Origin of the sequence: Burkholderia sp. AU33803 (genome assembly GCF_002223095.1) — a bacterium.
Taxonomy (GTDB): domain Bacteria; phylum Pseudomonadota; class Gammaproteobacteria; order Burkholderiales; family Burkholderiaceae; genus Burkholderia.
In genome coordinates this window covers 853,846-876,750 of sequence record NZ_NKFJ01000006.1, presented here as the reverse complement: position 1 = coordinate 876,750, position 22,905 = coordinate 853,846, and the positions used below count along the sequence as shown (strand labels likewise).

Annotated in this window: 19 protein-coding genes and 1 riboswitch; of the genes, 4 read left to right on the top strand and 15 right to left on the bottom strand. The window is 68.9% G+C overall.

Annotation, left to right across the window (positions count from 1 at the left end; all coding sequences use genetic code 11):
• Window positions 1-152 precede the first annotated feature (152 nt).
• The 5 genes from CFB41_RS21225 to CFB41_RS21205 all read right to left on the bottom strand — a co-directional run bounded on the left by CFB41_RS21225 (window position 153) and on the right by CFB41_RS21205 (window position 5,452).
• Complete coding sequence (locus CFB41_RS21225) at window positions 153-1,169, bottom strand: NADP-dependent oxidoreductase (RefSeq protein WP_089457781.1); 1,017 nt, start codon at window positions 1,167-1,169, stop codon at window positions 153-155.
• Between the two features lie 37 nt (window positions 1,170-1,206).
• Complete coding sequence (locus CFB41_RS21220; protein WP_059521513.1) at window positions 1,207-1,995, bottom strand: SDR family oxidoreductase; 789 nt, start codon at window positions 1,993-1,995, stop codon at window positions 1,207-1,209.
• A gap of 467 nt (window positions 1,996-2,462) precedes the next feature.
• Window positions 2,463-3,053 carry a phosphatase PAP2 family protein gene (locus CFB41_RS21215; protein WP_089457780.1) on the bottom strand — a complete coding sequence of 197 codons (591 nt, stop codon included), beginning with the start codon at window positions 3,051-3,053 and terminating at the stop codon, window positions 2,463-2,465.
• Between the two features lie 81 nt (window positions 3,054-3,134).
• Window positions 3,135-4,451, bottom strand: coding sequence for an Nramp family divalent metal transporter (locus CFB41_RS21210; protein ID WP_089457779.1), 1,317 nt, complete (start codon window positions 4,449-4,451; stop codon window positions 3,135-3,137).
• Between the two features lie 71 nt (window positions 4,452-4,522).
• Window positions 4,523-5,452, bottom strand: a complete 930-nt coding sequence (locus CFB41_RS21205; RefSeq protein ID WP_089457778.1) for a helix-turn-helix domain-containing protein — start codon at window positions 5,450-5,452, stop codon at window positions 4,523-4,525.
• Between the two features lie 499 nt (window positions 5,453-5,951).
• On the opposite strand from CFB41_RS21205, the gene CFB41_RS21200 reads away from it, so the two are divergent.
• A complete protein-coding gene (locus tag CFB41_RS21200) occupies window positions 5,952-6,875 on the top strand; it encodes a LysR family transcriptional regulator (protein ID WP_089457777.1) in 924 nt (307 codons plus the stop codon).
• A 104-nt stretch (window positions 6,876-6,979) separates the two neighbouring features.
• Window positions 6,980-7,381 (top strand): OsmC family protein, encoded by a 402-nt coding sequence (locus CFB41_RS21195; protein ID WP_011355890.1) that lies wholly within the window; start codon window positions 6,980-6,982, stop codon window positions 7,379-7,381.
• Window positions 7,382-7,483: 102 nt separating this feature from the next.
• On the opposite strand, the gene CFB41_RS21190 is transcribed toward CFB41_RS21195, so the two are convergent.
• Window positions 7,484-8,365 (bottom strand): Dyp-type peroxidase, encoded by an 882-nt coding sequence (locus tag CFB41_RS21190; protein ID WP_089457776.1) that lies wholly within the window; start codon window positions 8,363-8,365, stop codon window positions 7,484-7,486.
• 489 nt (window positions 8,366-8,854) lie between these two features.
• Between CFB41_RS21190 and CFB41_RS21180 the strand changes: the two genes are divergently transcribed.
• Window positions 8,855-10,717 carry an ABC transporter ATP-binding protein gene (locus CFB41_RS21180; RefSeq protein WP_089443046.1) on the top strand — a complete coding sequence of 621 codons (1,863 nt, stop codon included), beginning with the start codon at window positions 8,855-8,857 and terminating at the stop codon, window positions 10,715-10,717.
• A gap of 204 nt (window positions 10,718-10,921) precedes the next feature.
• Window positions 10,922-11,635: a riboflavin synthase subunit alpha gene (locus CFB41_RS21175; protein ID WP_089457775.1), complete on the top strand. Its 714-nt coding sequence runs from the start codon at window positions 10,922-10,924 to the stop codon at window positions 11,633-11,635.
• A gap of 13 nt (window positions 11,636-11,648) precedes the next feature.
• Here the strand turns inward: CFB41_RS21175 and CFB41_RS21170 are convergent, their stop codons facing one another.
• The 9 genes from CFB41_RS21170 to CFB41_RS21125 all read right to left on the bottom strand — a co-directional run bounded on the left by CFB41_RS21170 (window position 11,649) and on the right by CFB41_RS21125 (window position 22,754).
• A complete protein-coding gene (locus CFB41_RS21170; protein WP_256941114.1) occupies window positions 11,649-12,260 on the bottom strand; it encodes a shikimate kinase in 612 nt (203 codons plus the stop codon).
• A 70-nt stretch (window positions 12,261-12,330) separates the two neighbouring features.
• A complete protein-coding gene (locus CFB41_RS21165) occupies window positions 12,331-13,572 on the bottom strand; it encodes a voltage-gated chloride channel family protein (RefSeq protein ID WP_089457773.1) in 1,242 nt (413 codons plus the stop codon).
• Between the two features lie 79 nt (window positions 13,573-13,651).
• Window positions 13,652-13,758: riboswitch (Fluoride riboswitch) on the bottom strand.
• A gap of 71 nt (window positions 13,759-13,829) precedes the next feature.
• The gene (locus CFB41_RS21160; RefSeq protein ID WP_089443049.1) at window positions 13,830-14,849 is read right to left on the bottom strand and encodes a chemotaxis response regulator protein-glutamate methylesterase; all 1,020 of its coding nucleotides are present in this window, start codon (window positions 14,847-14,849) and stop codon (window positions 13,830-13,832) included.
• Window positions 14,846-17,155, bottom strand: coding sequence for a hybrid sensor histidine kinase/response regulator (locus tag CFB41_RS21155; RefSeq protein WP_089457772.1), 2,310 nt, complete (start codon window positions 17,153-17,155; stop codon window positions 14,846-14,848). Before CFB41_RS21155 ends, CFB41_RS21160 begins: the two co-directional genes overlap by 4 nt.
• Window positions 17,152-17,859 (bottom strand): chemotaxis protein CheW, encoded by a 708-nt coding sequence (locus CFB41_RS21150; RefSeq protein ID WP_089457771.1) that lies wholly within the window; start codon window positions 17,857-17,859, stop codon window positions 17,152-17,154. Before CFB41_RS21150 ends, CFB41_RS21155 begins: the two co-directional genes overlap by 4 nt.
• Before the next feature lie 45 nt (window positions 17,860-17,904).
• A complete protein-coding gene (locus CFB41_RS21145) occupies window positions 17,905-19,314 on the bottom strand; it encodes a CheR family methyltransferase (protein WP_089457770.1) in 1,410 nt (469 codons plus the stop codon).
• Window positions 19,311-19,823 (bottom strand): chemotaxis protein CheW, encoded by a 513-nt coding sequence (locus tag CFB41_RS21140; RefSeq protein ID WP_089457769.1) that lies wholly within the window; start codon window positions 19,821-19,823, stop codon window positions 19,311-19,313. The genes CFB41_RS21145 and CFB41_RS21140 overlap by 4 nt, the downstream gene beginning before the upstream one ends.
• The gene (locus CFB41_RS21135; RefSeq protein ID WP_089457768.1) at window positions 19,820-21,496 is read right to left on the bottom strand and encodes a methyl-accepting chemotaxis protein; all 1,677 of its coding nucleotides are present in this window, start codon (window positions 21,494-21,496) and stop codon (window positions 19,820-19,822) included. Before CFB41_RS21135 ends, CFB41_RS21140 begins: the two co-directional genes overlap by 4 nt.
• A 124-nt stretch (window positions 21,497-21,620) precedes the next feature.
• The gene (locus CFB41_RS21125; protein ID WP_089457767.1) at window positions 21,621-22,754 is read right to left on the bottom strand and encodes a hybrid sensor histidine kinase/response regulator; all 1,134 of its coding nucleotides are present in this window, start codon (window positions 22,752-22,754) and stop codon (window positions 21,621-21,623) included.
• Window positions 22,755-22,905 lie beyond the last annotated feature (151 nt).

Genomic DNA, 22,905 nt, shown 5'->3' with positions numbered 1-22,905 from the left:
GCCGCCTGTCTGCTGGCAATCACTTTAGGGAGAGACGTCCGGACAATATATGGGACTAGTCCGAAACTAATGCACGGTTGTTCGAACGCACCGCGTTCGGCACCCGCTCGCGGCAGCGTACGAACGGCATTGCACGCTGCGCGTCGGGCCGGTCACGCGCCGGGATCGACGCGCAGCACGAGCTTGCCGCGATGGTCGCCATCGAACAGCCGATTCAGTACGTCGGGCGCGTTCTCGAGACCGTCCGCGACCGTCTCCTCGGCCTTGAGCCGGCCGTCGCGCAGCCAGCCCGCGAGCGTCTGCACGGCTTCACGGCTCTTGCGATAGTCGAGGATCAGGAAGCCGCGCATCGTCAGCCGCTTCGAGATCAGCACGCCGACGTCGTCCGCCGCGCGCCCGCTGTTGTAGTTCGAGATCACGCCGCACAGCGCGACGCGCCCGCCGATCACCATTCGCGACAGCACCGCGCGCATCACCTCGCCGCCGACGTTTTCGAAGTTCACGTGCACGCCGTCCGGCGTCGCCGCCTTCAGTTGCTCGCGGAAATCGTCGGCCTTGTAGTCGACGGCCGCGTCGAAACCGAGCGTCTCGGTCAGGTAGCGGCACTTGTCCGCGCCGCCCGCGATGCCGACCACGCGTGCGCCGTGGATCTTGCCGATCTGCCCGGCGATCGAGCCGACCGAGCCGGCCGCCGCCGATACCACGAGCGTCTCGCCCGGCTGCACCGGCGCGATATCGGTCAGCCCGTAATACGCGGTCAGCCCGCTCATCCCGCATGCGCCGAGCAGCGTCGGCAGCGGCAGGCCCGACGCCGCGGGCAGCTTCACGAGCTGCGCGGCCTGGTCGGCCGGCACGACCGCGTAATCCTGCCAGCCGACGAGCCCCTGCACGAGATCGCCTTCCGCGAACCCCGCGTTGCGCGACGCGACCACGCGCCCGATGCCGAGCGCGCGCATCACCTCGCCGATCGCGACGGGCGGCAGGTACTGCGGCACGTCGCTCATCCACACGCGGTTGGTCGGGTCCATCGACAGATACAGCACGCGCACGAGCACCTCGCCGTCGGCGAGCGCCGGCACCGGCGTCTCGACGAGCGAAAAGTGTTCGCGGCCGACCCGCCCTTCCGGGCGCGTTTTCAGCAGCAGTTGGCGGTTCACGGGTGTGGACACGATGTTCTCCTCCGGTCGTAGTGGTTCGGGATGCGCGTCAGACCGCGCACATGCCGCCGTCGATCACGAGTTCGGCGGCCGTCACGAAGCGGCTCTCGTCGGATGCGAGATACACGGCCGCGTGCGCGACGTCGTCCGGCTCGCCGAGCCGGCGCAGCGGAATGCCGCGCGCGAGCTTGCGCGTCGCGTCGCGTTCGCCGAGCGACTGGAACAGCGGCTCGACGATCCCCGTGCGGATGAACGCCGGGTGAATCGAGTTGCAGCGCACGTCGATCTCGCGGCGCGCGCAGTCGATCGCGACCGACTTCGTCAGCGACGCGACCGCCGCCTTCGACGCGTTGTACGCGGTGAAATCCGGCTCGACCTTGAACGCGGCGACCGACGAGATGTTGATGATCGACGCGGGATGGCTTTCGGCCAGATACGACAGCGCGTGCTTGCAACCGAGCACGATGCTCTCGACGTTGATCGCCATCACGCGCCGCCATTCGTCCAGCTCGATCTGCGCGGGCGAGCCGATCGAGCCGACGCCCGCGTTGTTGACGAGCACCGACAGCCCGCCCATCGCGTCGACCGCCTGCGCGAGCAGCGCCTGCCAGCGCGCTTCGTCGCGCACGTCCTGCGTCGCGGCGAACGCGACCGGCGTCGCATGGCCCGCGTTGAGTTCCTGCGCGAACGCGTCGAGCACTGCCGCGTCGGCGATGTCGGTCACGAACACGCGTGCGCCCTGCTCGACCATCCGGCGCGCGATCGCGCGGCCGAGGCCGCCCGCGGCGCCCGTGATGTATGCGCACTTGCCGGCAAGGCGCGAAGAAACGACTGTCATGTGACCTGCTCCTATCGTGAATCGTCGTCGCGGAACGCTGCCGCGACGGGTGGGCCGTGCCTGTTCCGGCCGACGCGGGCCGGTCGACCGTGCCTCGACATCACGAGGCGCCGCACGGTTTCGACGAGTATATCGAGATGGACCTGACGCGGGCCGGACGTGCCGGGCAGCCTGCCCCGGTTGAACGACAGCCAGCGTACGCGAATGCCGCCAATCGATGAAATGAATAATCGTTATGCCCGGTCATAGGCTCTGTTCATGACCTTGGCGTGTCGGCGCGCAGGTGCGGGCCGGTGGCACCTGCGGATCATGCAGACCGGGCGGATCGTTGATCCAGGCAATGACGAAGCGCGGCGTTCCGCGCGGACGCGAAAGCAGTCGGGAAGATGAGCGGTGTGGAATCGTGCAACCGCCGGGCGAATGCCGGCGGCAAGCACGCGGCGCCGGGGCGCCGCGACCGGCTACCGTCAGAATCCGTCGCCGGACGGCGCGCGCACGAACGCGCAGAGTTGCGGCGAATGGGTGTCGATCATCTGCTGGAACGGCGCACGGTGCCCGTACGCGATGCCCGACACGAGCAGCAGGCAGACGGCCGCGACGCGCGGCGAGAAGGCACGCTGCCGCGCGCTGTCGTAGCCGCGCAGGAACAGCAGCGCGACCAGCGCGCCGAGCATCCAGCCGACGATCACCTCCGGCACGGTGTGCGAATGATCGAACACGCGCGCGACGGCCGTGAGCGCGCCGACGGCCAGCCCGGCCGCGATGCCGGGCGCCTTGCCCGGCCGGAACGCCTGCCACAGCATCGACAGCGCGACGGTCCACACGGACGTCGACAACATCGTGTGGCCGCTGATCACGCGGAAATCGAATTGCGGCAGCTCGATGCCGCACCCGGCATAGAGGATCTTGGTGGCGCCGACGAGGCCCATGCCGGCGGCGAGCAGCACGCCCCAGCGGACGGCGAGGCGCCAGTCGGTGAGCGCGAACCACGCCGCGCAGGTCAGCGCGATCGGCAAGGTCAGCGCGGCATCGCCGATGTTGCTGATTTCACTCCACATAACGGACTTCGGACGACGATCGAAAGGCCGCAGTTTACCGCATGCGCGCCGTGCGACTGTGTCAGCCTGTGTCAGGCTGTATCAGCCCGCGACACCGGTAATCAGCAGCAGGTTCGTGCCGGTGATGACGACGAACAGCGCCCACGCGGCGATCTGCATCCCGCGCCCGATCGTGTGCTCGCCCATCGTGTTGCGATCGCTGACCGAGCGGATCAGCGGCCACATCGCGAACGGCAGCTGCAGGCTCAGCAGCACCTGGCTCCACACCAGCAGTTGCCCCACCGAGCTGTCGCCGAGCCACAGCACGCCGATCAGCGCCGGTACGAGCGCGAGCCCGCGCGTAATCAGCCGGCGCTGGTAGCACGGGATCTTCGTATGCAGGAAGCCGTCCATGATCACCTGGCCGGCGATCGTGCCGGTCAGCGTCGAGCTCTGCCCCGACGCAAGCAGCGCGACGCCGAACAGCAGTGCGGCCGCGCCGCCGGCGATCGGCGTAATCAGGTGGTAGGCCTGCTCGATGTCGGTCACGTTGTGCTGGCCCGTCGCATGGAAGGCCGCGCCCGCGACGACCAGGATCGCCGCGTTGACGAGCATCGCGACGAACAGCGACACGCAGGTATCGATGCGCACCAGCGCGAGCGTGTCGCGAATCATCCCGCGCGCGCCGCCGACCACGTGCCGGGTCTGCACGACCGACGAATGCAGGTACAGGTTGTGCGGCATGATCGTCGCGCCGACGATGCCGAGCGCGAGCACGATCGCGTCCTTGCGGTCGTGGCCCGGATCGCCCGGCACCAGCCCGCCGACCACCGCGTGCCAGTCGGGCGGCGTGATCGCGACCTGCGCGACGAAGCAGAACGCCATCGTCGCGATCAGCGCGAGCACGATCGCCTCGATCTGCCGGAACCCCTTGCCCTGCAGGCCGAGCACGATGACCGTGTCGAGCGCGGTCAGCACGATCCCCCACGCGAGCGGTACGCCGAGCAGCAGCTTGAACGCGAGCGCGCAGCCGAGGACTTCCGCGATGTCGCACGCGATGATCGACACTTCGGCGGTCACCCACTGCACGATGCGGCCGAACCGGCCATAGCGGTCGTAGCTGGCCTGCGCGAGATCCCGGCCGGCGACGAGGCCGAGCCGCGCCGCGAGCATCTGCAGGAAGATCGCCGCGAGGCTCGAGAACGCGACGACCCACAGCAGCGAATAGCCGAACTGCGAGCCGGCCTGGATGTCGGTCGCCCAGTTGCCGGGATCCATGTAGCCGATCGCGACCAGCAGGCCGGGGCCGAAGAAGCGCTTGAGCTTCTGCCAGCGCGGCGCGGCGGCATCGATCGTGATGCTGCCCTTGACTTCCGACGGGCAGAACGGGGCGGTGGCGGTGGTGGGGAGGAAGGACATGGAAACCGGGGCTCGAGATCGGGACAGGACGATTCTACGGGTATCCGCCCGATTTTCTCCCGCGCGGCCTGTCACGCGGCGCGATGCCCCTCGGTGCCGTCGCCGGCCCCCTCGCCCGTATCGGCCGGCCTCGCGCCGCGGGTGAGGATCCTTTCGCGCTCGGCGATGCGAAATTCGGTCGGCGACATCAGCATGCGCTGGCGAAACAGCTTCGCGAGCCGCTCGCCGCTGCCGAACCCGGTGCGGCGCGCGACCTTGTCGGCCGGCAGCGTCGTGTGGACCAGCATGTGGCACGCGCGCTCGAGCCGCACGTGCTGGACGAATTCGGTCGGCGTCACGCCGATTTCCTTCTTGAAGCGCCGCAGAAAGTTGCGCTCGCTCATCGCGGCGGCCTGGGCCGCGTTCGCGATCGAGATGCGGTTCACGCTCTGCGCGCGCAGCCGCTGCGCCGACATCCGGATCGACGGGCTCGCGCTCAGCTCGCGAAAGGCCCACATCGACTGCGCATAGCGCTGCTCGACCGGCCGCAGCAGGTTGCTGGCGATCTCCTGCGCGGCAATGTCGCCGAGTTCGACGCGGAACATGTCGAGCACGGTGGCGAACACGTCGGTTTCGCCGGCCTGCAGCTCGACCGTCGCGGCGATCCGTCGCCCGCCCCGGCCGGCCCGCCCTTCGAGCGCCGCCGACGGACGCTGCATGGCCGCGAGCGTGGGCAGGTCCATCCCGTCGACGATCCAGCGCGCATGACGGCGAATGTCGGCGAGGCGACGCTGCAATGCGTCGTCCCAGTTGACGACCGCGCGGTCACCGTGAAGATGAAAGAACGCGAGCGCGCGGCGGCCGTGCTCGTCACCGAGCGGATCGGCCGCGATGCTCACGCCGGAGGACGACTGCACCAGCCCCCCACTTTCGGATACGTACTTCAACTGGTAGTCAGCACTGTATGCGTGCAGGCGATTCGCCAGGTTGAAAGCCTCGCCAAGACGCGCGGCCTGGGCCAACGAAAATCCCGTACTCAAATAGATAACGACCCATCTCTGATCTGCTGCATTCACTGGCCAAGCCCCCGACTTGTTCGACTTCTTCTAATACCGTCGAACTGTCAGGCTTATATTTGGTTTGAATGCGTGCGACAGGACGGCTATCCCGAAATATGAAGCGACGGCATCTTAGCCGAACGGGTCGCGCCTTTGGCGCGAAATGGCCGACGTGGACAGCATGATGGCGGATTACTACAGGCTGTCACGGTTTGCCGGTGGCCCTCTGTGGAATTGCCCGGCCGATATCGCCCATTATTACGATTGCATGCAGCGCAATTCGCGCATTTTCATTGCGACTTATTGCGTCGGATATCCGGATAAATGCACCACCGAATATCGGCTCGAACGATATCGACTCGTATCCCGTGCCATCGATCGCCACGCAGGAGAGCCCGCCGTATCCGTTGCCTGCGCATCCTTTAGAATCGGTCCACCCTTCACCACGCCCCCCCCGCGCCCCGTGCCCGCCGATCACCGTCTCGACCTGAACCTGTTTCGCGTGCTCGACGCCGTCTACGTGCATGGCGGCATCGGCGCGGCCGCCCGCGCGCTGCACCTCACGCAGCCGGCCGTCACGCATGCGCTCAACCGGCTGCGCGCGCATTTCGACGATCCGCTGTTCGTGCGGCAGGGCAACCGCGTCGTCGCAACCGAACGCACGCGCACGATCATCGCGGACGTGCAGTTGCACCTGAAGGGCCTGCAAGGCACCGCGCGCGCGCCGTCGGCATTCGATCCCGCGACGCTCGACCTGAGCATCGCGGTCGGCATTCGCGACGTGCTCGAATCGATCGCGCTGCCGCGGATCGTCGCCGCGTTCGCCGACGAAGCGCCGGGCCTGCGGCTCGTGAGCCGCCGCATCGCGGTGGCCGACATCGAGCGCGAACTCGCCTCGGGCAATCTCGATCTCGCCGTCGATCGCCGCGTGCCGACCGGCCCGCGCATCGCCACCGAACACCTGCTCGACGATTCGCTCGTCGTCGCGCTGCGCGGCGATCATCCGCTTGCGCACGAGCCGCTGCGGCGCGGCGACTATTTCGCGGCGCGGCATGTCGCGGTGTCGTCGCTCGGCGAGCCGCAATCGCTCGACGTGCTGCTCGGCAACGACGGCCGCTTCCGCGATATCCGGCTCACCTGCCAGCACTATTTCGCCGCCTGCCAGATCGCCGCGACCGGCGACCTGCTGGTCACGCTGCCGCACACTTATGCATTGCGGATGGCCGCGCTGCTGCCGATCGTCGTGCGGCCGCTGCCGTTGCGGCTCAAGCCGTTCCCGCTCCTTGCGTACTGGCACGAATCGCGCGACGCCGATCGCGCACACCAGTGGGTGCGCGAACGTATCGCCGCGCTCGTGCGCAGCAGCGCCAGCGTCACCGACGCGTAGCCGCGCGGCGCACGCCGTCCCGATCGGGGCGGTATGCTGGCGGCTGCGCGCCGCCACGCGGCGCCCGCTTCCCTTTCCCTCTTTCCGCTGACCGGAGACTTGCCATGTCGCTCATCCATGCCGCCGCCGTCCTCGACGCCGATGCACCCGACTACGTCGTCCAGCTGCAGGCCGGCACGCACGCGTTGACCGGCGACGAAGCGCCCCGCGAAGGCGGCCAGGATCGCGGGCCGGCGCCGTACGAGTTCGTGCTGGCCGGCCTCGCGCAATGCACGGCCGCGACGCTGCGCATGTACATGCAGCGCAAGACGTGGCCGGCCACGCGCATCGACGTGCGCACCGAGCTGCATGCCGATCGCGACGGCACGCAGTACGTGCGCCGCGTCGTGACGCTCGACGGTCCGCTCGATGAAGCGCAACGCCAGCGCCTCGCCGAAATCTGCGAGAAAACGCCGGTCACGCAGTTCATCAAGCGCGGCACGCGGATCGACACGACGTTGAACTGACACGCCAAGCACGCAAGCACACGGCGCACGATCGCCGCGCAAAAGGAAACGGGGGGCCGCGCACGATGCGCGGCCCCCCGTTGCGTCGAACCCGTCAGGCGCTTACAGACCGAGCGCGGACAGGTCGAGCTTGCCGTCCTTCAGCGGCGGGCACCAGAAATACGCGCCCGTCAACGGCCGCGTGAAGCGGAACAGGCCGTCGACGATCCCGTCTTCCGCGCCGCTCATCCGGCGCATCTGCACGTCGAACGCGCGGAACGAGCAGCCGAACGCGACGAAGTAGAGGCCCGCGCGACGCGCGTCCGCCCACGGCGACGAACGGCGCAGCATGAACGCCTCGGGCTCGAAGCTTTCCTGCGCGGTGCGCTTCACGTGCGCGAACTCGGGTGCGTCGTCGAGCTCTTCGTTGTCCGAGCGGCGGCGCCCGATGATGTTGTCCATGTCGCCCGACGGAATGCGTTCCATCTGGTCGAAGTCGTGCAGCCATTGCTGGATCGCGACGAAGCTCGCGCCGTCGAGCCCCGCGCCCTGCCCCGTCACGATCGCCGCGGCCACCGCGTCGTCGCCTTCCGGGTTCTCCGTGCCGTCCTCGTAGCCGGACAGGTCGCGATCGTTCGAATAGCGGAAGCCGTCGACCGCGTCCTGCAACGCAAACGCCGGCGCCAGCGCGCGTTCGATCGCCCGTGCGCGCAGCACGATCTCGCCGCGGTCGTCGCCGCGCAGCCAAACCCACACGTCGGCCGGCGTCGCCGGCAGCGTGCGGTCCTTCACCGCGAACGCCGGGAATTCGGTCAGGCCCGGCACCGGGCGCCCAAGGTACGCCGCCAGCGCATGCCCGAACCCGACCACCGTGTCGCGTCCGTCGACGATCTCGCGCAGCGCGGCCAGCGCCGCCGCCACATTGCCGTCATTCGACATCGTGAAAGTGAGGTATCGGGCCGCCGAATCGATCGGGGTCAGGATGCCTTGCTGAACGTCGCTCATCGTTTCCTCAGGAATGTATCGTGGTGAATCTGCGAGGGCCGCGGCAGCCTGCGCCGCAGACGCCGAAGTGTCAGCGGCGCGCGTGCCGGCCCTTGCGCTGCCGCAGTGCGGAAGGCCGCAAAAGAAGGGGCGAAACCCTGAATACTAACCGTATCGACGCTGCAACGCCGCATTCGTCAGACGTTGCGGCGCGCCCGACACTGCTGATAGAATCTTTTCACGTCGTTTCGGCGTCCTTTCAACCGTTCACTTCAGGGGAGGTGCAGATGTTCCGAATGCCAGCCACCTTCCCGAACGTGGTCCCACGGCGCAGCTGATCCAGCCCGCCGTCCGCGCCGGCTCCCGAGTTTTCCGCTAACCCGTCAGCCGCGCCGTTTCCCGACAGCCCGTTTCGTTTTCCACCCGCGATTTTCGCGCGGCCCGGCTGTTGCGTTTTCGATGTTCTCCGAACCGGAAAGTCCCGTCGCGCGATGCGCCGGGCAACGATAAATGACCAGAAAAACCTCCCATCTGGGCGGCCAGGCATTCCAGGCCGTCTTCGGCTTTACCTTCCGCTACTGGCGCAAGCAGCCGGCGCGCACCGCCACGGTCGCGAGCCTTGCGCTGCTCGCGGCGCTCGCCGACGTGCTCACGCCGCTGTTCGCCGGCCGCCTCGTCGACGCGCTGTCGACCGGCCTGACCGACCGCGCCGCCGCGTGGCATGCCGCGCTCGTCGCGTTCGGCACGCTCGCGGCGCTCGGGCTCGGCGCGACGGTGCTGCGGCAAGGCGTCTACCTGAACATCATCACGCTCACGTTGAAGATGATGAGCGAGATCGCGGCCGCGTCGTTCCATCGCGTGCAGCGCTTCTCCACCGACTGGCACGCGAACAGCTTCGCGGGCTCGACCGTGCGCAAGATCACGCGCGGGATCTGGGCGCTCGACCTGCTGAACGACACCGTGCTGATCGCGTTGCTGCCGTCGGTCACGATGCTGGTCGGCGCCACCGTGCTGCTCGGCACGCACTGGCCCGTGATGGGGCTCGTCGTCGGCGCGGGTTCGCTGCTGTACATCACGGTGACGGTGGCGGTATCGCTCGGCATCGTCGCGCCGGCCGCGCGGCTCGGCAACCTGTGGGACACGCGCATGGGCGGCGCGCTCGCCGATGCCGTGAGCTGCAACGCGGTCGTGAAGGCGTTCGGCGCGGAAACCCGCGAGGAAGCGCGGCTCGCGCGCGTGATCGGCAAGTGGCGGCAACGCACGCGCCGCACGTGGGTGCGCGGCACGCTCAACGGCGGGTTGCAGGGCGCGATGCTCGTCGCAATGCAGGCCGCGATGATCGGCGTCGCGCTGCGGCTGTGGGCGAACGATGAAGCGAGCGTCGGCGACATCGCGTTCGCGCTGACGATGTTCTTCATGCTGCAGGGCTACCTGCGCGACGTCGGCATGCACATCCGCAACCTGCAGCGCTCGGTGAACGACATGGAAGAACTCGTCGCGCTCGAACGCCAGCCGCTCGGCATCGACGATCGTCCCGGCGCGCCGGCGATCCGGATCGGGCAAGGCGAGATCCGCTTCGAGCACGTGACGTTCCGCTACGGCAACCATCCGGTGCCGCTGTACGACGACTTCTCGATGCGCATCGCGCCGGGCGAGCGCGTGGGCCTCGTCGGCCACTCGGGATCGGGCAAGACGACGTTCATCAAGCTGATCCAGCGCCTGTACGACGTGTCGGGCGGCCGCATCACGATCGACGGCCAGGACATCGCGCAGGTCAGGCAGGATTCGCTGCGCAGCCAGATCGCGATCGTCCAGCAGGAGCCCGTGCTGTTCCACCGCACGCTGGCCGAGAACATCGCGTATGCGCGCCCCGATGCAAGCCGGGCCGACATCGAGCGCGCCGCGCGGCTCGCCAGCGCGCACGACTTCATCGCCACGCTGCCGGACGGCTATGACACGCTCGTCGGCGAACGCGGGATCAAGCTGTCGGGCGGCGAACGCCAGCGGGTCGCGATCGCGCGTGCATTCCTCGCCGATGCGCCGATCCTGATCCTCGACGAAGCCACATCGAGCCTCGACAGCGAAAGCGAGCTGCTGATCCAGCAGGCGATGGAGCGGCTGATGGTCGGGCGCACAACGCTCGTGGTCGCGCACCGGCTGTCGACCGTGCGCGCGCTCGACCGGCTGCTGGTGCTCGATCGCGGCAAGGTGATCGAGGAAGGCAGCCACGACGCGCTGATCCGGATCGAAGGCGGCATCTATCGCCGGCTGTTCGAGCGGCAGGCGCTGGAGCTGGCGAAGGGGCTCGCCGATTCGCCACGGCGCACGGCGGACGACGATGCCGGGCCGCTGGGCGAGCCGGCCGAGGCTTGATGCAAGCGCGTCAACGCGCGCCGGCGGTGCGGTCATCGCCGCCGGCGCGCGTCGACAAACGGATCCGGATCGAGGCCGTGCCAGGTGCACGGCTTTTTTACGTCCGCGCGTCAGGCCTGCCGCCCCGGCGCCGCGCGCCGAGGAGTGCCCTTTTTCGGTATCCCGTATCATGTCGACCAGGAAATTTGCGACTAGGGATCGACCATGTTTACAGGAATTGTCCAGGGCGTTGCCACCATCAAGCGCATCGCCGATCACGGGGAACTGAGAACCTTCAGCATCGAATTCCCGGAGCGCTTTACCGACGATATCGAGATCGGCGCCAGCGTGTCGGTCGACGGCGTCTGCCTGACGGTGACGACCATCCATTCGCCGGAGCTGATCGACTTCGACGTGATGCTGCCGAGCCTGCGGATCACCACGCTGGCCGATCTCACGACGGGCGCGCACATCAACGTGGAGCGGGCCGCGAAGGACGGCGCGGAGATCGGCGGGCATCCGCTGTCCGGCCACGTGGATTTCACCGGGACCATCCGGCACATCGCGGTGTCCGAACACAACCGGATGGTGCGCATCGGCGTGCCGGAGGCGTTCAAGCGATATGTGTTCGCGAAGGGCTATATCGCGATCAACGGCTGCAGCCTGACGGTGTCCGACGTCAACCGCGACGAAGGCTGGTTCGATGTCTGGCTGATTCCCGAAACGCGCCGCGCGACGACCTTCGATGCGAAGGGCGTCAACGACACGGTCAACATCGAGATCGAGCGCAGCACGCAGGTGGTCGTCGATACGATCCGGGAAGCGGTCAAGGAGACGCTCGGCGAACTGAACGGTGTCGTCACCGCGTTGCTGGCGGAGAAGGGCATCGACATCGAGGAGTTGCTCGCGCGGAACGTCGCGAAGCTGCCGAAGGCGTAACGGAGCGGGAGTTTCAGGTCCGTCGCCGAAGCGCCGGGATCAGCCGCCCGCCCACGACCAGACCCGGACGGCCTTCACTCGACGGCATCGACGCCATGATAAAGCGTTCGATGTCGGCCGCCACGTGTTCGGGTGGGCCGTCGCTCGCAAACCGCCTGCAGTTCAGGCGCATGAATGCGGGGAACCGATCGCGGATCTTGCGCATCTCGTCGGCTTCATTCGCATTCAGATACGGCCGGGACATTTGCCGGCCCACGATCAGTTTCGCGCAGCGTTCGGGATCGAACGAAGGCAACAGGAGCGCAGTGAACCGGTCCGCCTCGATGCAATGGCGAAGCGCGGGATAGGTCGGTGCGACATCGGCCGGATACAGCATGAAACCGGACGAAACCGCGCAGATCGTGGGCGCCGACATGTCGCGCTTGAGTTGCTCGTACAGCCGTATGTTGTGCGACGCGTACTCGACATAGCCACGATCCCGGATGAAATCGGCGATGTTCCCGTGCGCGGCCAAGAAGCATTGATCCACGTCGACGAACCGCCAATGCAGGCGCGCCGCGACGATCGCCCCGACCGAGGTCTTGCCGGCCCCGCCCGGCCCGATCAGATGTGCCAGCAACGACACGCCCTCCCCCCGACATCGCATGCATCGCGCTTCCGGAGGAGCCGCGACAAATCCGCCTTCCACGCCCGCATCACTCCACCTCCACCTGCGTCCCCTTCCCCACCGCCACGCGCTGCGCGCGATAGATCCCCGCGTGCCCTGAAAACAGATAAGCGACGACGCACGCGACAATCGCATACACGCCGATATCCGCGCCGAACAGTTCGATGGCCATGATCGTCGACGCGATCGGCGTGTTGGCCGCGCCGGCGAACACCGCGACGAAGCCCAGCCCCGCGAGCACGGGCACCGGCAATGCCAGCACCTGGCCGAGCGCGTTGCCGAGCGTCGCGCCAATGTAGAACAGCGGCGTCACTTCGCCGCCCTTGAACCCCGACGCGAGCGTGACGACGGTGAACGCGAACTTGCCCGCGAAATCGTAGAGCGGCAGCGGGCCGTGGAACGCGGCCTCGATCGTCGGGATGCCGAGGCCGAGATACTGCGGCACGTTCAGCGCGGTGGCGGCCGCAGCCACCAGCAGACCGCCGAGCACCGGCTGCAGCGGCGCATAGCGGACCACGCGCCTGAACCAAGCGGTCAGCGCATGCGTCGCAAACGCGAACAGCCGCCCGACCACGCCGAACGCGATGCCCGCGACGACCGTCACGGCCAGCCCGGTCGCCGACACGGCCGGCACGAACGGAATCGCATAGGCCGTGTGATGCACGCCCCACGCGCGGCAGACGACGTCCGCGACGATCGCCGATGCCACGCAGGTCAGCAGCGCGTCGTACCGCACGCGTCCGATCGCGAGCACCTCGAGCCCGAACACGGCGCCCGCGAGCGGCGTGCCGAACACCGATGCGAAACCGGCCGCGATGCCGCCCATCAGCAGCACGCGGCGATGCTCCCGATCGAGACGGAACACGTGCGTGACGCGGTCGGCGAGCGCGCCGCCCATCTGCACGGCGGTGCCCTCGCGGCCGGCCGAGCCGCCGAACAGGTGCGTGACGACGGTCGCGACGAGCACGAGCGGCGCCATCCGCTTCGGCACCAGCGCCTTCGGATCGTGAATCTCGTCGATCAGCAGGTTGTTGCCGCGCGCGACGGACTGGCCGAAGCGATGGTAGATCCAGCCGGTCGCGAAACCGGCGACCGGCAGCCCCCACAGCAGCCACGGATGCGCGACGCGCGTGCCGGTCGCCCAGTCGAGCGCGATCAGGAACAGGGCGGAAGCCGTGCCGGCCAGCGTGCCGAGCAGGGCCGAGAGCGCGAGCCAGCGGCATACATAGCGCACGGTCGCGAGAAGATCGGCAGAAGTCGTGAAAAACATGATTTCCAGATTCGACGGAACATCAAAACCTGGGCGGCAGAAACCCGCATGGACGGCCTGCGACCTCCTGACGACCCAGGAACACGCAGGCATCATCAGCCGGGCTGACCGGCGGTTGAGGGCCGCACCGTGCGCAACAACGCGCCGAATACGACCGCAGGGAGGCATGCCATCTCCGCTGGCCGCCATTGTACGCGACGCCCCGCGCCGCCCGCAATGCGGCCACGGCACGGCGCCGCGTACGCCCCTGGGCGCAGTCAGTCGCGCAGCGGGCGCGTGATGCGCGAGATCAACTGGGGCGCGATCCGCTCGAGCGGCAGGATCGCCGACGCCGCGCCGATCGCCGCGGCCGCCTTCGGCATCCCGTAGACGGCGCTGGTCGCCTCGTCCTGCGCGATCGTGTAGCAGCCCTTCGCGCGCATCGCCTTCAGGCCGAGCGCGCCGTCGCGCCCCATGCCCGTCAGCAGCACGCCGAACGCCTCGCCCTGCCAGCCGTCGGCGACGCTGTTGAAGAACACGTCGATCGACGGCCGGTACGGCGTCTCGACCGGATGCCGCGTATAGCCGAGCACCCCGCGCGGCGACAAGGTCAGGTGATCGTTGGTCGCCGCGAGCAGCACCTCGCCGGCCTGCGGCATGCTGCCCTGCCGCGCGACGCGCACCGGCAGCCGCGTATAACCGTCGAGCCACTCGGCCATCCCGAGCGCGAACGCCTGGTCGACGTGCTGGACGATCACGATCGCCGCCGGAAAATCACCCGGCAGCGCGCGCAGCAGCGCGGTCAGCGCGGTCGGCCCGCCCGCCGACGCACCGATCGCGACGAGCGTCGGCTGGCCGCGCTCGGGCGTCGGCCCCGGCGGCACGAGCGCCGCGCTGCGGCTTTCGAGCAGCCGGCCGATCTGGTCGATCTTCGCGAGCAGCGCCTGCGGCGACGCATCGGTCGACAGACCGAGCGCGAGCGTCGGCGTGTCGACCGCGTCGAGCGCGCCGGCGCCCATCGCCTCGTACACCGACGACGTGTTCGCGCTAACGCTCGCCGTCACGATCAGGATCGCGCACGGCGCGCGCGCCATGATCCGGCGCGTCGCGGCGACGCCGTCGACCTTCGGCATCACGAGATCCATCAGCACCACGTCGGGCGGATGCGCAACGCAGAAATCGACCGCCTCGTCGCCGTCGGTCGCGACCCACAGCACGCGGTGGTCCGCGCGCAGCGCGATCACGCGGCGCAGCGCCTCCACGGCCAGCGGCAGGTCGTTGACGATGCCGATGTTCATCCTCGCGCGTCCCCGATCAGGTCGTGCACGGCGTCGAGCAACGCCTCGTCGTGGAAGCTGCTCTTCGCGAGGTAGTAGTCGGCGCCCGCATCGAGCCCGCGACGGCGATCCTCGTCGCGATCCTTGTACGACACGATCATCACCGGCAAGCGCTTGAGCATCGGATCGCCCTTGATCAGCGTGACGAGCTCGATGCCGTCCATGCGCGGCATGTCGACGTCCGTGACGACGAGATCGAACGCATCGCTGCGCACCGCGTTCCAGCCTTCCATCCCGTCGACCGCGACCGTCACGTCGTAGCCGCGCTTCTCCAGCAGCTTGCGTTCGAGCTCGCGCACCGTCAGCGAATCGTCGACAACGAGCACGCGGCGGCGCCGGTCGGCGAGCGCGAGTTGCGGATCACGCGTGAGCCGCGCGAGCTGGCCGCCGCGCACGAGCTTGTCGACCGAGCGGATCAGGTCCTCGACGTCGACGATCAGCACCGGGTCGCCGTTCTCGAGCAACGCGCCGGCCGCGATGTTCTGGATCTTGTGCAGGCGGCTGTCGAGCGGCTGCACGACGAGCATTCGCTCGCCGAGGAAGCGGTCGACCGCGACGCCGTACAACTCGGGCTCCCCGCCGACGACCACGACCGCCGTGCTCGTGCGCGCGACGTCGGGCTCGCCCGCGTCCAGCAACTGGTGCGCGGCGACGAGGCCCGCGCGCCGGCCGTCGAACGGGAAATGCGGCTGCCCTTCGAGCACGTCGATGTCGTCGTGCGCGAGTTCGAGCGTGCGGCGCACGTGTGCGAGCGGAAACGCATACGGCTCGCCGCCCACTTCGACGAGCAGGCTGCGGATCACCGACAGCGTGAGCGGCAGCTGCAGCACGAAGCGCATGCCCGCGCCCGGTTCGTTGAAGATCCGCACCGCGCCGCGCACGCCGCGCACCATCTCCTGCACCGCGTCGAGGCCGACGCCGCGGCCCGACACGTCGGTCACCGCATCGCGCATCGAGAAGCCGGGCAGCAGCAGGAATTCGAGCAGTTCGGGATCGGACAGCCGCGCGGCCGTCTCGTCATCGGTCAGGCGCTGGCGCACGACGGCCGCGCGCAGCGCGTCCATGTCGACACCGGGCCCGTCGTCGATCACGCTGACCAGCAGCGAGCCGGCGCTGTGGCGCGCCTCCAGCGTCACGCTCGCCTCGGCCGGCTTGCCGCGCGCCCGCCGTGCGTCCGGCGAATCGACACCGTGGTCGATCGCATTGCGCAGCAGGTGGCCGAGCGGCGCGTCGAGCAGGTCGAGGATGTCGCGATCGACCTGCGTGCCCTCGCCGACGATCGAGAAACGCACCTGCTTGCCGAGCGAGCGCGCGAGATCGCGGACGATGCGCGGGTACGCGCGTGTCGCGTCGCCGAACGGCCGCATCCGGCACTGCAGCGCTTCGTCGTACAGCTGCTCGGCGATATGCGTGCTGCGCCGCTCGAAACGGTCGAATTCGTCCATGCGCTCGGCGAGCGAACGCTGCAGGTCGTTGAGCATGTGCCGCACTTCGTTCATCGACGCGAGCATGCCCGCGTCGAGATCGTCGGCGAATTGTTCGTACATCAAATCGAGCGACCGGGCCGCGTCGCGCTGGGCGCGCTTCACGCGCAGCATCGATTCGGCGAACGGCTTGAGCCAGCGCGATTCGACCAGCGATTCGCCGGACAGGCTCAGCAGCCGGTTCAGCGTATCCGCACGCACGCGGCGCATCGCGCCGGCGCCGGCCACGCGGCCGGCCTGGGCCGGATCGGGCACCCCGCCCGATACCGCAAGCGGCGGCACCGCGGCGCTGGCCCCGACGGGTTCGTTCGCGGCGCCGTCGTGCTCCCGAAACGGGACGACCGACGGCGGCACCGGCGGCGGGACCGCGGCCGCCGCCTGCATCGCCTGCGCGCCGTCGGCGCCGGTCAGCGCTGCCGCGAACACGTCGATCTCCGTCTGCGTGACGGGCTGCCCTTGCGGATCGCCGACGCGCACCAGCAGATCGACGCCCGCCAGCAGCACGTCGACGTGCGTGGCCGTCAGCGCGATCGTACCGGCCTGCGCGGCAACGAAGCACTCTTCCATCCGCCCCGCGATGTCGACGCCGAGCGGCACGCCGACGATGCGCGCGGCGCCCTTCAGCGAATGCGCGGCGCGCATGCATGCCTCGAGCGCGACGGAATCGGGTTCGCCCGATTCGAGCGCGAGCAGCCGCTCGGACAGCGCCTGGGTCTGCGTGCGCGTCTCCTCGCGATACAGCTCGAGCAGCGACAGGTGGCTCAGGTCGTCATCGCCGCTCATCGCATGCTCCGTGTGACTGCGTCGAACAGGCGGTCGTCGTCGAGCAGGCCCACCGACTTGCCGCGCCACGACAGCACGCCGCGCGACAGGCCGGCGCTCGCGCGCCCGACCGTCGCCGGCACCGGCACCCAGTCGGCGGCGCCGAAGCGCAGCACGCCCTCGACTTCGTCGACCGGAAACACGACCGGCTCGCCCTGGTGCGCCGCCACCAGCAGCCGCGTGAAGCGGCCGTCGTCACCGCCCTTGCCGCCCTTGCCGGCATCGAGGCCGAGCAGCGCGCCGATCGAGATCGCGATGCGCAGCGTGCCGCGAATGTTGACCACGCCGCGCACGGCCGAATGACGGCGATGCGGCAGCGAATGGATCGGGCGCGTGCCGGCGATCTCGCGCAGCACGCCGATCGGCAGCGCGAGCCATTCGTCGGCCACGCGGAACGCCAGCGCCGCGTGGTGCGTATCGGCATCGGCGTCGTGCACGTGCGGCGCGCCGGGTGCGCTCATCCGGCGCGTGGTATCGGCCATCTCGGCGCCGTCGAGCGGGCGCTCGAGCAGCTTCGCCGCGTGATACGCGTACACCGGGCAGTTCAGGCAGCGCAGGCAGTCGTTCAGCCGCTCGCACGTGCGGTCGCCGCGCGTGCCGATCCGGTTCCAGCAATCGTCGACGTCGATCGTCGTCTCGTCAATGGCAGCGGCGGCGCGGTTCATGGATTCCTCTGGTCATCGCGGTATCGTTCCCAACCCATCGTCTTGTCAGCCGGCCGAGCGCCGTGCGCGCTCGAGCAGCCATTGCGCGCCCGCACGATCGCCGCCGACGTCGAGCAGCGTCGCGAGATGGGTCAGCGCTTCGTGGTGCGTGGGCCGCAGGTACAGCGCCTTCCGGTAGAAGTCGCCGGCTTCCGCGGCGCGGCCGCGCGCGTCCGCGATCAGTCCGTTCAGGTAGAACGCATCGGCATGCGGCCCGACGCGCGCCGAGAACTGCGCGAGCACGCGCTCGGCTTCGTCGAACGCACCGGCATTCGCCAGCGCCTGTGCGTCCTCCAGCGTCGGCGCGGCGCTTTCCGCCATCGGTGCGAGCGACGCGGCCGGTTCGGCCGCCGTCACCGGCTGGTCGCCCCGTGCGTCGAACGCGGCCGCGCGCATCGCGGGCGTCGGTGCCGCGAACGGCTGACGCGCATCGCCGAGCCAGGCCGGCGGCGCGACCGCCAGCACCGAACGCGTCGCCGCGAGCGGCGCGACCGTGAAGCGCTCCGCGCGCCGATACGGCGCGGCCGCCGCCAGCGGCGCCGCCTGCCGGGCCGCGAATACGTCGGGCGCCGCGGGGGCGGCTTCGCGATGAAACGCAAACGCCAGCGGCACGCGCGCCGAGCGCATCCCGTGCCGCATCGCAACGCCCGTTTCCGCCGGCCCGACGAACAGCATGCCGTCGTCGGCCAGACGCGCGTCGAGCGAGCGGATCACGCGATCCTGCGCGTCGCGATCGAAGTAGATCAGCACGTTGCGGCAGAACACGAAATCGTAGCGAATGCCGGTATCCACGGCCGGTTCGACGAGGTTCGACTGACTGAACTGCACGCACGCGCGCACGCGCTCGTCGAGCAGCCAGCCGTCGCGGGTCGGCGTGAAGTGCCGCGCGCGAAACTCCGTCACGGTGCCGCGGAACGCATTGCGCCCGTAGCAGCCGAGCCGCGCCTGCTCGATCGCGCGCGTGCTGAGGTCGATCGCGTCGATCGTGAAGCTGGCCGGGTCGAGCCCCGCGTCGAGCAGCGCCATCGCCGCCGAATACGGCTCCTCGCCGGTCGAGCACGGCGCGCTCAGCACGCGGATCACCCGGCCGGGCAGCGCGGCGAGCCGCTCCGTCGCGAGCCGCGCGAGCGTCGCGAAGGCCTCGCGGTCGCGGAAGAACCAGGTCTCGGGCACGACGAACAGCTCGATCAGCGCACGCCGCTCGTCGGCCGACGCATTGAGCTGCTGCCAGTAGGCGTCGAGCGCGTCCTGCGTGACGGGCAGCCGCGCCGCCGACGGCAGGCGCTCGCCGTCCGCCTGCAGCGCGTGCACGCGTTCCGTCAGCGCGCGGGTCAGGAAATCGTTGCCGAGCGAATCGGGGTCGATGCCGGTCTCGCGCAGCAGCCAGCCGCGAAATCGCGATTCGGACTCTTTCATGCGGACTCTCCCCCGTGGCCCGGCAGGCCGTCGAACAGATACAGGCGCGCGACGTCGTCGACCAGGTCGGATACCGATACCTGCTGCACGACGCCATCGGGCGTATTCGCGACGGGCCCGAGCCAGCGCGTGCGTGCGGTCGAGATGCCGCTCGCGCGGAACGCCGCGCGGTCGATCCGCATCGTCTGCGTCGCACGCTCGACGATCAGCCCGATCGTGCGCTCGCCGTTCGCTTCGTCCGCGCGGTAGCGGACCATCACGAGCCGCGTCGAGCGCAGCGCATGGGCGCGGCGCCCGAGCGCCAGCATCGGCACGTCGATCACCGGCACCGGCTGGCCGCCGCGCATCAGCAACCCGGCGATCCAGTCGGGTGCGCCGGGCACGGCCTTCGTGACCGCGAGCGGCAGCACCTCGTCGATGCCGGCTGCGTCGAGCGCATAGCGCCCGCCATCGAGCTCGAACATCAGGAACAGCGCGTGGGCGCCGTTCTGCGGGTCGGCGCGCGTCACGCGTCGACCTTGAAGCGCGACACGCTGGTGCGCAACTGGTTCGCGACGAGCGTCAGGTCGTCGATCGCCTGCGACGACTGGCGCAGCGACTCGGCCGTCTGCTGCGCGGCCTCCGACAGTTGCGACAGCGCCTGCGTGATCTGCTCGGCGCCGTTCGCCTGCGTCTGCATCCCTTCGTTGACCATCTGGAAGCGCGGCGCGAGCGTCTGCACCTCGGCGATGATCTGCGACAGCTGCCCGCCGACCTGCTGCACGTCGAGCATCCCGCGGCGCACTTCCTCGGAGAACTTGTCCATCCCCATCACGCCCGCCGACACCGCCGACTGGATTTCCTTCACCGTCTGCTCGATGTCGTAGGTCGCCACCGCCGTCTGGTCGGCGAGGCGGCGGATCTCGGTCGCGACGACCGCGAAGCCGCGGCCGTATTCGCCGGCCTTCTCGGCCTCGATCGCCGCGTTCAGCGACAGCAGGTTGGTCTGGTCGGCCACCTTGGTGATCGTCGCGACCACCTGGTTGATGTTCAGCGCCTTCTCGTTGAGGATCGCGAGCTTCGCGTTCACCGAACCGGCCGCGTCCATCACGCTGCGCATCGTCTCGCCCATCCGCGTGAGCCCGCTCTGGCTCACGCCCGCGAGCGTCGCCGACTGCTCGGCCACGCCGGCCACCTCGTTCATCGTGCGCAGCAGGTCGCGCGACGTCGCGAAGATCTCGCGCGAGGTCGCGCCGATCTCGGTCGTCGTCGCCGCGGTTTCGTTCGCGGTCGCCTGCTGCTCGCGCGACGTCGCCGCGATCTCGGCCACCGACGTCGTCACCTGCAGCGACGATTGCTGCGCGCGGGCGACGAGTTCGGTCAGCTCGTCGGCCATCCGGTTGAAGCCCGTCTCGAGCGTGCCGAATTCGTCGCGGCGGCGCAGGTCGAGGCGACGCGTCAGGTTGCCGGTGCGCATCACGTCATGCACCTCGACGAGCCGCGCCATCGGGACGGTGACCGAGCGGTACAGCAGGTAGCCGAGCCCGAGCGCGGACAGCAGCATGATCGTCAGCGCGCCGACGAGCACGACCTCGGTGTCCTGCACGGATTCGCGGATCAGCTTCGCGGACTGCTCGGCGAACTTGCGGTTCTCCTGCACCAGCACGTTCGCGTTGCGCACGACCTCGGTCCACGCGGGCAACGCTTTCCCGTACGCGGCGACGGCCTCCTCGCGCGACAAGCGGCTCTTCTGCACGGCGTCGTTCAGCAACGGCACGTAGTGGTCGAACGCGCCGCGGAACGCCGCGAAGCGCTGCCGGTCGTCGTCGCGGAACGTCGTGCTCTGGTAGTCGACCGACAACGCCTCGACTTCCTTCAGCGCATCGGAGATTTTCGCGAGATCGCGATGCACGCTGTCGGGATCGGTTTCGACGAACGTCGCCTGCTGCAGCAGCATGAACGATTCGTTGACCGAACCGCGCAGCGACGACGCCAGGTAGACGCCCGGCAGCGAGTCGCGCTCGATGCTGACGGCTTCGCTGTTGATCGCGCGCAGTCGCTCGTAAGAGACGCCGGCTGTCACCAGCATCAGCACGAACAGCACGCCGAAGCTGAGCAGGATGCGATTGCCGAGCGTCAGCCGGGCAGCGCCGATCGTCGGATGCAGGCTTTCATTGGTTGCGCGGGGCGTCACGGTGGCCATGTTCGTTATGGGCTTTATAAAATCAGCGTTGAAAAAATCCACGCCCGCCTGCGCGCCGGACGGCGCGCCACGAGCACATCAGGGTCTCTCGGGCAGCGCGGCGCCGGCAGGCCGCGCCGCGACATCACCGCTCCGCTTGCGCCGGCAGCCGAAGCGCGACCATGAAGCCGCGCGCCGTATTGCGCATCAGGATCTGGCCGCGATGCCGCGCCGCCGTCGCGCGGACGAACGCGAGCCCGAGGCCGAAGCCGCCGCGCGCTGCGCCATGCGCGGATTCGAGCTGCACGAACGACTCGGTCGCGGCGGTGCGCTGCTCCGGCGCGATTCCCGCGCCGGTGTCCTCGACACCGATCAGCCAGGCGCCGTCCTCGCTGCCCAGCGTGCAGTACACGTCCGTGCCGGCCGGGCCGTACTTCAGCCCGTTGTCGATCAGGTTCGCGACCGCGCGCGTCAGCATCATGCGGTCGCCCATCGTCACGCATTCGGTATCGGGCACGTGCGCGGCAACCCGGCTGCCGAGCCCGGCCGCCTTCTCCCACAGCTGGTCGGCGGCGTCGAGCACGATCTCGTTGAGACTCACGACCTCGTGCGCGCGGCGCTCGGACTGCGCGCGGGTCAGGTGGATGAAGCCGTCGGCCAGCGCGAGCGCGCGCCGCGCATGGCCGGCAATGCGCTCCATGATCGCCGGCATCTCGCCGTGCTCGGTGCGATAGACGTCGAGCAGCGCGAGGATCGACGTCTGCGGCGAACGCATGTCGTGCGACAGGAAATCGAGCGCCTCGTCGCGCTGCCGGGACATCAGGTAGGAATTCGAGTGATAGCGGATGCGGGCAGCCAGCTCCATCGCGTCGGGGAGCTTCACCAGATAGTCGTTCGCGCCGGCGATGAACGCCTCGCGCTTGACGATCGGCTCCTCCTTCGCGGACAGCACGATGATCGGCACGCGGGCGGTGCCGGCGTCCGCGCGCCACGCGCGGACCAGATCGAGGCCGTCGATCTCCGGCATCACGAGGTCCTGCAGGATGACTGTCGGCTTCACGTCGCGCGCGACCGCCATCGCCCGGTGCGCGTCGGTGCAAACATGCAGGTCGATGTCATGTTCGCTGCGCAGCGCGCGGCGGATCACCTCGCCGACGAACGGTTGATCGTCGACGAGAAGGACCGATAACCCCGATTCAAGACAATCCGAGGCATTATCACCGCTCGATTCTTTCATAAATACAGTTTCAAACGCCGATTCTCCAATCGATTCTTTCATAGGAGTTGTTTATCAGACTTGGACGCTATCTTATTTCAGCGGTTGAAAACCCCGCCTGATTCCGCCGAATTGGCCTGTCGGCACCGCCTTGCAGGGTTTTGGACGCCGATTTCTCCCCGTTGGCGACCGTATTACCTCCGCATCCTTTCTC

What these genes read in the sequence shown, in the direction of transcription:
- CFB41_RS21150 (WP_089457771.1), bottom strand. Translation starts at nt 17,859, where the DNA reads ATGAACCGCGCCGCCGCTGCCATTGACGAGACGACGATCGACGTCGAC.
- CFB41_RS21195 (WP_011355890.1), top strand. Translation starts at nt 6,980, where the DNA reads ATGTCGCTCATCCATGCCGCCGCCGTCCTCGACGCCGATGCACCCGAC.
- CFB41_RS21210 (WP_089457779.1), bottom strand. Translation starts at nt 4,451, where the DNA reads ATGTCCTTCCTCCCCACCACCGCCACCGCCCCGTTCTGCCCGTCGGAA.
- CFB41_RS21165 (WP_089457773.1), bottom strand. Translation starts at nt 13,572, where the DNA reads ATGTTTTTCACGACTTCTGCCGATCTTCTCGCGACCGTGCGCTATGTA.
- CFB41_RS21190 (WP_089457776.1), bottom strand. Translation starts at nt 8,365, where the DNA reads ATGAGCGACGTTCAGCAAGGCATCCTGACCCCGATCGATTCGGCGGCC.
- CFB41_RS21180 (WP_089443046.1), top strand. Translation starts at nt 8,855, where the DNA reads ATGACCAGAAAAACCTCCCATCTGGGCGGCCAGGCATTCCAGGCCGTC.
- CFB41_RS21135 (WP_089457768.1), bottom strand. Translation starts at nt 21,496, where the DNA reads ATGGCCACCGTGACGCCCCGCGCAACCAATGAAAGCCTGCATCCGACG.
- CFB41_RS21145 (WP_089457770.1), bottom strand. Translation starts at nt 19,314, where the DNA reads ATGAAAGAGTCCGAATCGCGATTTCGCGGCTGGCTGCTGCGCGAGACC.
- CFB41_RS21175 (WP_089457775.1), top strand. Translation starts at nt 10,922, where the DNA reads ATGTTTACAGGAATTGTCCAGGGCGTTGCCACCATCAAGCGCATCGCC.
- CFB41_RS21155 (WP_089457772.1), bottom strand. Translation starts at nt 17,155, where the DNA reads ATGAGCGGCGATGACGACCTGAGCCACCTGTCGCTGCTCGAGCTGTAT.
- CFB41_RS21160 (WP_089443049.1), bottom strand. Translation starts at nt 14,849, where the DNA reads ATGAACATCGGCATCGTCAACGACCTGCCGCTGGCCGTGGAGGCGCTG.
- CFB41_RS21220 (WP_059521513.1), bottom strand. Translation starts at nt 1,995, where the DNA reads ATGACAGTCGTTTCTTCGCGCCTTGCCGGCAAGTGCGCATACATCACG.
- CFB41_RS21215 (WP_089457780.1), bottom strand. Translation starts at nt 3,053, where the DNA reads ATGTGGAGTGAAATCAGCAACATCGGCGATGCCGCGCTGACCTTGCCG.
- CFB41_RS21125 (WP_089457767.1), bottom strand. Translation starts at nt 22,754, where the DNA reads ATGAAAGAATCGATTGGAGAATCGGCGTTTGAAACTGTATTTATGAAA.